Source organism: Mesorhizobium sp. M4A.F.Ca.ET.050.02.1.1, assembly GCF_003997725.1.
GTDB lineage: Bacteria > Pseudomonadota > Alphaproteobacteria > Rhizobiales > Rhizobiaceae > Mesorhizobium.
The window spans coordinates 1-5,811 of the sequence record NZ_RZSG01000320.1 but is presented as its reverse complement, the minus strand read 5'-3'; the positions used below and the strand labels follow the sequence as shown (position 1 = coordinate 5,811).

Genomic DNA, 5,811 nt, shown 5'->3' with positions numbered 1-5,811 from the left:
GTACGGCGTCGACACCCGCCGCAAGCTCATGCCGGCGCTCCGCGCTCAGCGTGATCGTCGTCGGGTTGTGCAGCGTCGGCACCAGGAAGACCGCGCGCGGACGCAGGTGCGCGCAGGCGCCCTCGAAGGCGTCGGGGCGCATGCCGGCGCGGTCCATGGCGACGCCCCTGAGATCCAGCCCATGCACGCGACAGAGCGCGTTTATGCCCTGGTACGTCACCTCGTCGGCAAGCACGACCTCGCCCTGCCTGGTCACCGCACCGAGGACACCGTCCAGTCCGTGCTGGGCGCCAGCGGCGAGCACGACGCGGCCGGGATCGCCGTCGCCGGCGACGGATTTGAACCAGTCGGCCACCGCCACGCGCGCCCAGAGCGGTCCTTCCGGCGGGTGGTAGTCCTGAAGCGCGGCGTAGTGCCGGTCCTTGGGCAGACGCGGCAGCAGCGCGGCAACCGCATCGAGATAGGCGGTGGTGGCCGGCCGGTTGACGGAAAGGTCGATGATGCCGCTCTGGTCGCTCGGCGACGACACGAAGCCCGGCTTCTCGCCGACGTCACGGGCGGCGACCGTCGTGCCGCGTCCGGGCCGCGCTTCGAGCAGCCCCTGCTCCTGAAGTGTCGACAAGGCCCGCGTGACGGTCGTGACATTGATGCCCAGTGCCCGCGCGATCTCGCGCTGCGGCGGCAACCGGTCACCGACCGCGAGCGTGCCGGCGGCGATGCGTTCGGCGATCGCGTCGGCAAGGCGACGGTAAACCGGACTTTCGTCGTCGGGGAGGCGAAGATCTTGCAGCATGCGGGAATCGACTACGGCTGATGTCTCACTGTTGGCGCATCTAGCATAAGACAATACTCCGGACAATAGAGCTTGTCTGGCGTACAACCGCAAGATATCCTGTTAACAATCTCACACAATCCGCCAAAAATCGGCTTGACGGACAAAGTTGTCTGCATCTATGGTCGACTACAGGTTAATTGTGTGACCATACAAGTCACATGACCTGCCGGGCAGCAGCCGGTTTCCGGGAGGACGAGGCATGGATCGCAAGCCGCATCTCAGCCGCATCAAGGATTGCGGACTATGAGCGCCAGCCAGGCCGCATTGCCGGCCGCCCCGGCCACGATCGCGCCGGCCGCGCAAGCCGGTCCCGGCAAGGGTTTCGTCGAATTCGCCGACGTCGAAAAATCCTACGACGGGCGGACTTTCGCCGTGACGCGGATGAACCTCACCGTTGCGCGCGGCGAATTCCTGACGCTGCTTGGTCCTTCCGGCTCCGGCAAGACAACGACGCTCAACATGCTTGCCGGCTTCGAGCGGCCGACGCATGGCACGATCACGCTGGAAGGCCAACCGGTCGACCGCTTGCCGCCTTATCAGCGCAACATCGGCATGGTGTTCCAGAACTACGCGCTGTTCCCGCATATGACGGTCGAGGAGAACGTCGGCTTCCCGCTCTCGGTCCGGCAGGTCGGCAAGGCCGATATCGCATCCAGGGTAGCGAGCGCGCTCGACATGGTGCGGCTCAGGCAATTTGGCGACCGCCGACCGACCCAGCTTTCCGGCGGCCAGCAGCAGCGCGTGGCGCTTGCCCGCGCCCTGGTGTTCAAGCCGAGCCTGGTACTCATGGACGAGCCGCTCGGCGCGCTCGACAAGAAGCTGCGCGAACACATGCAGCTCGAGATCAAACAGATCCACACCATGCTCGGCGTCACCATCGTCTACGTCACGCATGACCAGAGCGAGGCACTGACGATGTCGGACCGCGTCGCCGTTTTCAACAATGGCGGCATCGCCCAGCTCGGCTCGCCCGATGATCTCTACAACAACCCGCAGAGCTCGTTCGTGGCGAGCTTCATCGGCGAGAACAACACGCTGGAAGGCGTGGTTGACCGAGTCTCCGGCGCAGAATGCAGGGTCCGGCTGAGCGGCGGTGGCGAACTCACCGCGCTGGCGATCGGCGTCGCGCAGGGCGCTCCCTGCCAGGTCGCCATCCGACCGGAACGGCTGACCCTGACGCCGATGGCGGCCGGCGGCAACGCCCTGCCCGCCACGGTGGACGGGCGGATCTATCTCGGCGACCACCTGCGCCTCGTGGCCAGGCTCGCCAACGACCAGGTGCTGACCGTCAAGGTCGGCCCCGAAGCGACGATGGCAAACGGCGAGGCCGTGACGGTCTCCTGCGCGCCCAATGATTGCCACGCCTTTCCGGCCGATGCCGGGACGGGCGGCGCCATTCCGAAACAGGGGAAAACGACATGAAATACACAAAGCAGACTCTGCTCGCGCTTGTGGCCGCAACTGCCTGCACGACGATAGGCCACGCCGCCTTTGCGCAAGAGCTTTCCATCATGGCGAGCGGGGGCGCTTGGCAGGACGCCCAGCGCAAGGCCTGGTTCGAGCCGTTCAGCAAGGAGACCGGCGTCAAGATCCTCGAGCAGGAATATCTCGGCGACCTCGGCAAGGTGAAGGCCATGGTCGACACCGGCAACGTGCCGATCGACCTGGTGACGGTCGAGACGGCGACCGTGCTGCAGGGCTGCGACGCCGGCATCCTCGAGCGGCTCGACTATTCCAAGATCGGACCGCGTGACAAGTTCATCGAGGGCTCGGCGCTCGATTGCGGTGTCGGTCTCGATGCTTACGGGGATATCCTCGCCTATGACCCGACCGTGCTGAAAGAGGCGCCAACATCGGTGCTCGACCTCTTCGACACGACCAAGTTCCCGGGCAAGCGAGCCATGCGCAAGTTCCCGGCGCAGAACCTCGAATGGGCGCTGATGGCCGACGGCGTGGCGCCGGCCGACGTCTACAACGTCCTTGCAACGCCGGAAGGCGTCGACCGCGCCTTCAAGAAGCTCGACACGATCAAGAAGGACATCGTCTGGTGGGATGCCGGCGCGCAGCCGGCGCAGCTTCTGGCCTCCAAGGAAGTGGTGATGACGACCGCCTGGAACGGCCGCATCCAGAACGCTATCGACACCGACGGCAAGCCGTTCAAGATCGTCTGGAACAACCAGATCCTCGAATATGACATGATCGCCATTCCAAAGGGCGCCAAGAGCCCGGACCTCGCCTACAAATATCTCGCCTATATCAGCGAGCCGGAAAACAACGCCAAGCTTGCCAGCTACATCACCTACGGACCGGTGCGCACCGATGCCGCGTCCTTCGTCGCAGCCGACGCCTTGCCGAAACTGCCCAACGCGCCGGACCATCTGGGCGGCGCCTATCTGGTCGCCGACACCGAGTTCTGGGGCGACTACGGCGAGGATCTGGTCAAGCGCTTCAACGCCTGGCTTGCGCAGTAGGAACGGGCATGTCGGCGCTCCAGCCCAGCGAAGTCGACCGGCCCGCGCTGGCCCGCGGCCGGCCAGCCGCCGACGCGGACCTCAAATCCGTGTCGGCGGCGCTCCGGCGCGCCGAATTCGGCGACCGGCTGCGCTCGCTGCTGTTGGCGGCGCCGCTGCTCATTCTCCTGGCGTTGAGCTTCGGCATACCTATCGTGCTGCTGCTGTCGCGCGCCGTCTATGATCCGACAATCGCAGATGCTTTGCCCAAGACGACCGTGGCCCTGGCCGGCTGGAACGGCCAGGGCCTGCCGGTGGACGATGGCTTCGCGGCGCTGGCCGCCGACCTGAAGGACAACCAGGTCAAGGGCACGGCCTATGAGCTGGCCAAGAGCCTGAACGCCCGCCTGCCCGGCGCGCGCAGCCAAGTGCTGAAGACGGTGCGCAAGCTCGAAAACGCCGACGGTCAGGCCGCGCTCGAGGCCATGAAATCGGTGCCGTTCTGGTCGGCGCCGTCGACCTGGCAGGCAATCCGGAATGGCACTCACAGCCTCACCTCGTTCTATCTGCTGAGCGCGCTCGACATGCGCTGGAATGCCGATGGCGGCATCGAGCGGGTGCCGCCGGAGCAGGCGATCTTCCTGCAGGTATTCGTGCGCACCTTCCTTGTTGCCGCGGCGGTCACGCTCGCCACGCTTCTGCTCGGGTTTCCCCTCGCCTACCTCATCGCCAGCGCACCGAAAGGCCTGGCCGCCGTGCTGATCGTCGCCGTGCTCCTGCCGTTCTGGACCTCGATCCTGGTGCGCACCGCCGCGTGGACGGTGCTTTTGCAGAAATTCGGCCTGGTCAACGACTTCCTGCTCTTCATCGGCATAGCCAGCGACCGGCTCGACCTGATGTACAGCCGCATCGGGCTGATCATTGCCATGACGCATATCCAGCTGCCGTTCACGCTGCTGCCGATCTACAGCGTCATGCGCACCATCCAGCCGTCGCAGATGAAGGCGGCCTATTCGCTTGGAGCCAAACCCCTCACCGCCTTCCGGCGCGTCTACCTTCCGCAGGTGTTTCCCGGCGTGATGGCCGGATGCCTGCTCACCTTCATCCTGTGCCTGGGTTACTACATAACGCCGGCGCTGATCGGTGGCGCCAGCGACCAGCTGATCAGCAACTTCATCGCCAACTACGTCAATGTCGAACTGAACTGGGAGATGGCGGCGGCCTTGAGCTTCATCCTGCTCGTCTTCACGTTGGCGCTGTTCGGCATCTTTGCTCGCATCCTCGGCCTCGACCGCCTGAAGCTGGTGTAGCCATGCTGTTGTCTCCCTACCCAACCCTTGGCGAACGCATCCGCATCGCGCTGCTCTGGATCTGGTGCGCGCTGGTCATCCTTTTCCTGCTGGTCCCGATCCTCATTCCGGTTCCGCTCTCCTTCAACAGCGGTGCCTTCTTCATCTTCCCGCTGGAGGGCCTCTCGACGCGCTGGTACGAGATGGTGCTCGGCACCCAGCGCTGGCAGTCGGCGATCGGCAACAGCCTGATCGTTGCCTTCGGCACCACGCTGATCGCAACGACGCTTGGCACGCTGACGGCGATCGCGCTTTCCGACGAGAAATTCCCAGGCCGACGCATCGTCATGCCGCTGCTTCTGTCGCCGCTCATAGTGCCGGTGGTGATCACCGCCGTCGGCTCGTATCTGTTCTATGCGCGCATCGGCCTGGCCAGCACCTACGCCGGCATCATCCTGGCGCATACCGCTCTAGCCAGTCCGTTTGTCGTCGTGACGGTGGCGGCGAGCCTCACCGGCTTCGACCGCAATTTGATGCGTGCCGCCGCGATCTCCGGGGCGAAACCGCTGACCGCGTTCTTTCGGGTGATGCTGCCGCTGATTCTGCCCGGCGTGCTCTCTGGCGCGGCCTTCGCCTTCGTCACGTCCTTCGACGAGGTCGTGGTCGTGCAGTTCTTGGCCAGCGCCGGCCAGCGCACCATGCCGCTCGAAATGTTCATCGGCCTTCGCGAAAAGCTCAGCCCGGCGATCACCGCCGCCGCGACGCTGATGATGGCGCTGTCGATCGTGCTTCTGGTGGTGGCCAATCTTTTGGCGCGGCGCGGTCAGAAACGGCCGGGCGCAGCGGCATAGGTTCTTCAGGACCGGCGAGGCCGGCGGCTGAGGTCTTCACGCGTCGGCCACCGGCGTCCAGATCACGTCGTCGATCCGCGCCGCGCCCGTCGCCAGCATCACCAGCCGGTCGAAGCCGAGCGCCGAGCCGCTGGCCTGCGGCATGGTGGCCAGAGCCGCGAGAAAGTCCTCGTCGATCGGGTAGCGCTCGCCATAGATGCGCTCCTTCTCGTCCATTTCGGCGGTGAAGCGGCGGCGCTGCTCGGTTGGATCGGTGAGCTCGCCGAAGGCGTTGGCGAGCTCGACGCCGCAGCAATAGAGTTCGAAACGCTCGGCAACGCGCGGATCCTCCGCGCTCGGCCGGGCGAGCGCGGCTTCCGAGACCGGGTAGCCGTACAGGATGGTGG

Annotated in this window: 6 protein-coding genes; 4 read left to right on the top strand and 2 right to left on the bottom strand. The window is 65.4% G+C overall.

Going from position 1 to position 5,811, the window contains the following annotated elements; all coding sequences use genetic code 11:
• Positions 1–793: PLP-dependent aminotransferase family protein (locus EOA33_RS40635; RefSeq protein WP_245482385.1), on the bottom strand; the 793-nt coding region annotated here is incomplete at its 3' end.
• A gap of 285 nt (positions 794–1,078) precedes the next feature.
• Here EOA33_RS40635 and EOA33_RS20085 point away from each other — a divergent pair.
• Genes EOA33_RS20085 through EOA33_RS20070 form a run of 4 tightly spaced genes read left to right on the top strand, consistent with a single transcriptional unit; the run spans position 1,079 to position 5,425 of the window.
• Complete coding sequence (locus tag EOA33_RS20085) at positions 1,079–2,257, top strand: ABC transporter ATP-binding protein (RefSeq protein ID WP_127406379.1); 1,179 nt, start codon at positions 1,079–1,081, stop codon at positions 2,255–2,257.
• Positions 2,254–3,306, top strand: coding sequence for an ABC transporter substrate-binding protein (locus EOA33_RS20080; protein WP_127406378.1), 1,053 nt, complete (start codon positions 2,254–2,256; stop codon positions 3,304–3,306). The genes EOA33_RS20085 and EOA33_RS20080 overlap by 4 nt, the downstream gene beginning before the upstream one ends.
• 8 nt (positions 3,307–3,314) lie before the next feature.
• Positions 3,315–4,595, top strand: coding sequence for an ABC transporter permease (locus EOA33_RS20075; protein WP_127406377.1), 1,281 nt, complete (start codon positions 3,315–3,317; stop codon positions 4,593–4,595).
• 2 nt (positions 4,596–4,597) lie between these two features.
• A complete protein-coding gene (locus EOA33_RS20070) occupies positions 4,598–5,425 on the top strand; it encodes an ABC transporter permease (protein ID WP_127406376.1) in 828 nt (275 codons plus the stop codon).
• Positions 5,426–5,461: 36 nt separating this feature from the next.
• Here EOA33_RS20070 and EOA33_RS20065 read toward each other — a convergent pair.
• On the bottom strand, positions 5,462–5,811 hold a 350-nt coding region (locus EOA33_RS20065), incomplete at its 5' end, for an amino acid--tRNA ligase-related protein (protein ID WP_348628252.1).

Excerpts from the sequence above, each read along its gene's own strand:
- EOA33_RS20085 (WP_127406379.1), top strand. The coding sequence starts at position 1,079 with ATGAGCGCCAGCCAGGCCGCATTGCCGGCCGCCCCGGCCACGATCGCG.
- EOA33_RS20070 (WP_127406376.1), top strand. The coding sequence starts at position 4,598 with ATGCTGTTGTCTCCCTACCCAACCCTTGGCGAACGCATCCGCATCGCG.
- EOA33_RS20075 (WP_127406377.1), top strand. The coding sequence starts at position 3,315 with ATGTCGGCGCTCCAGCCCAGCGAAGTCGACCGGCCCGCGCTGGCCCGC.
- EOA33_RS20080 (WP_127406378.1), top strand. The coding sequence starts at position 2,254 with ATGAAATACACAAAGCAGACTCTGCTCGCGCTTGTGGCCGCAACTGCC.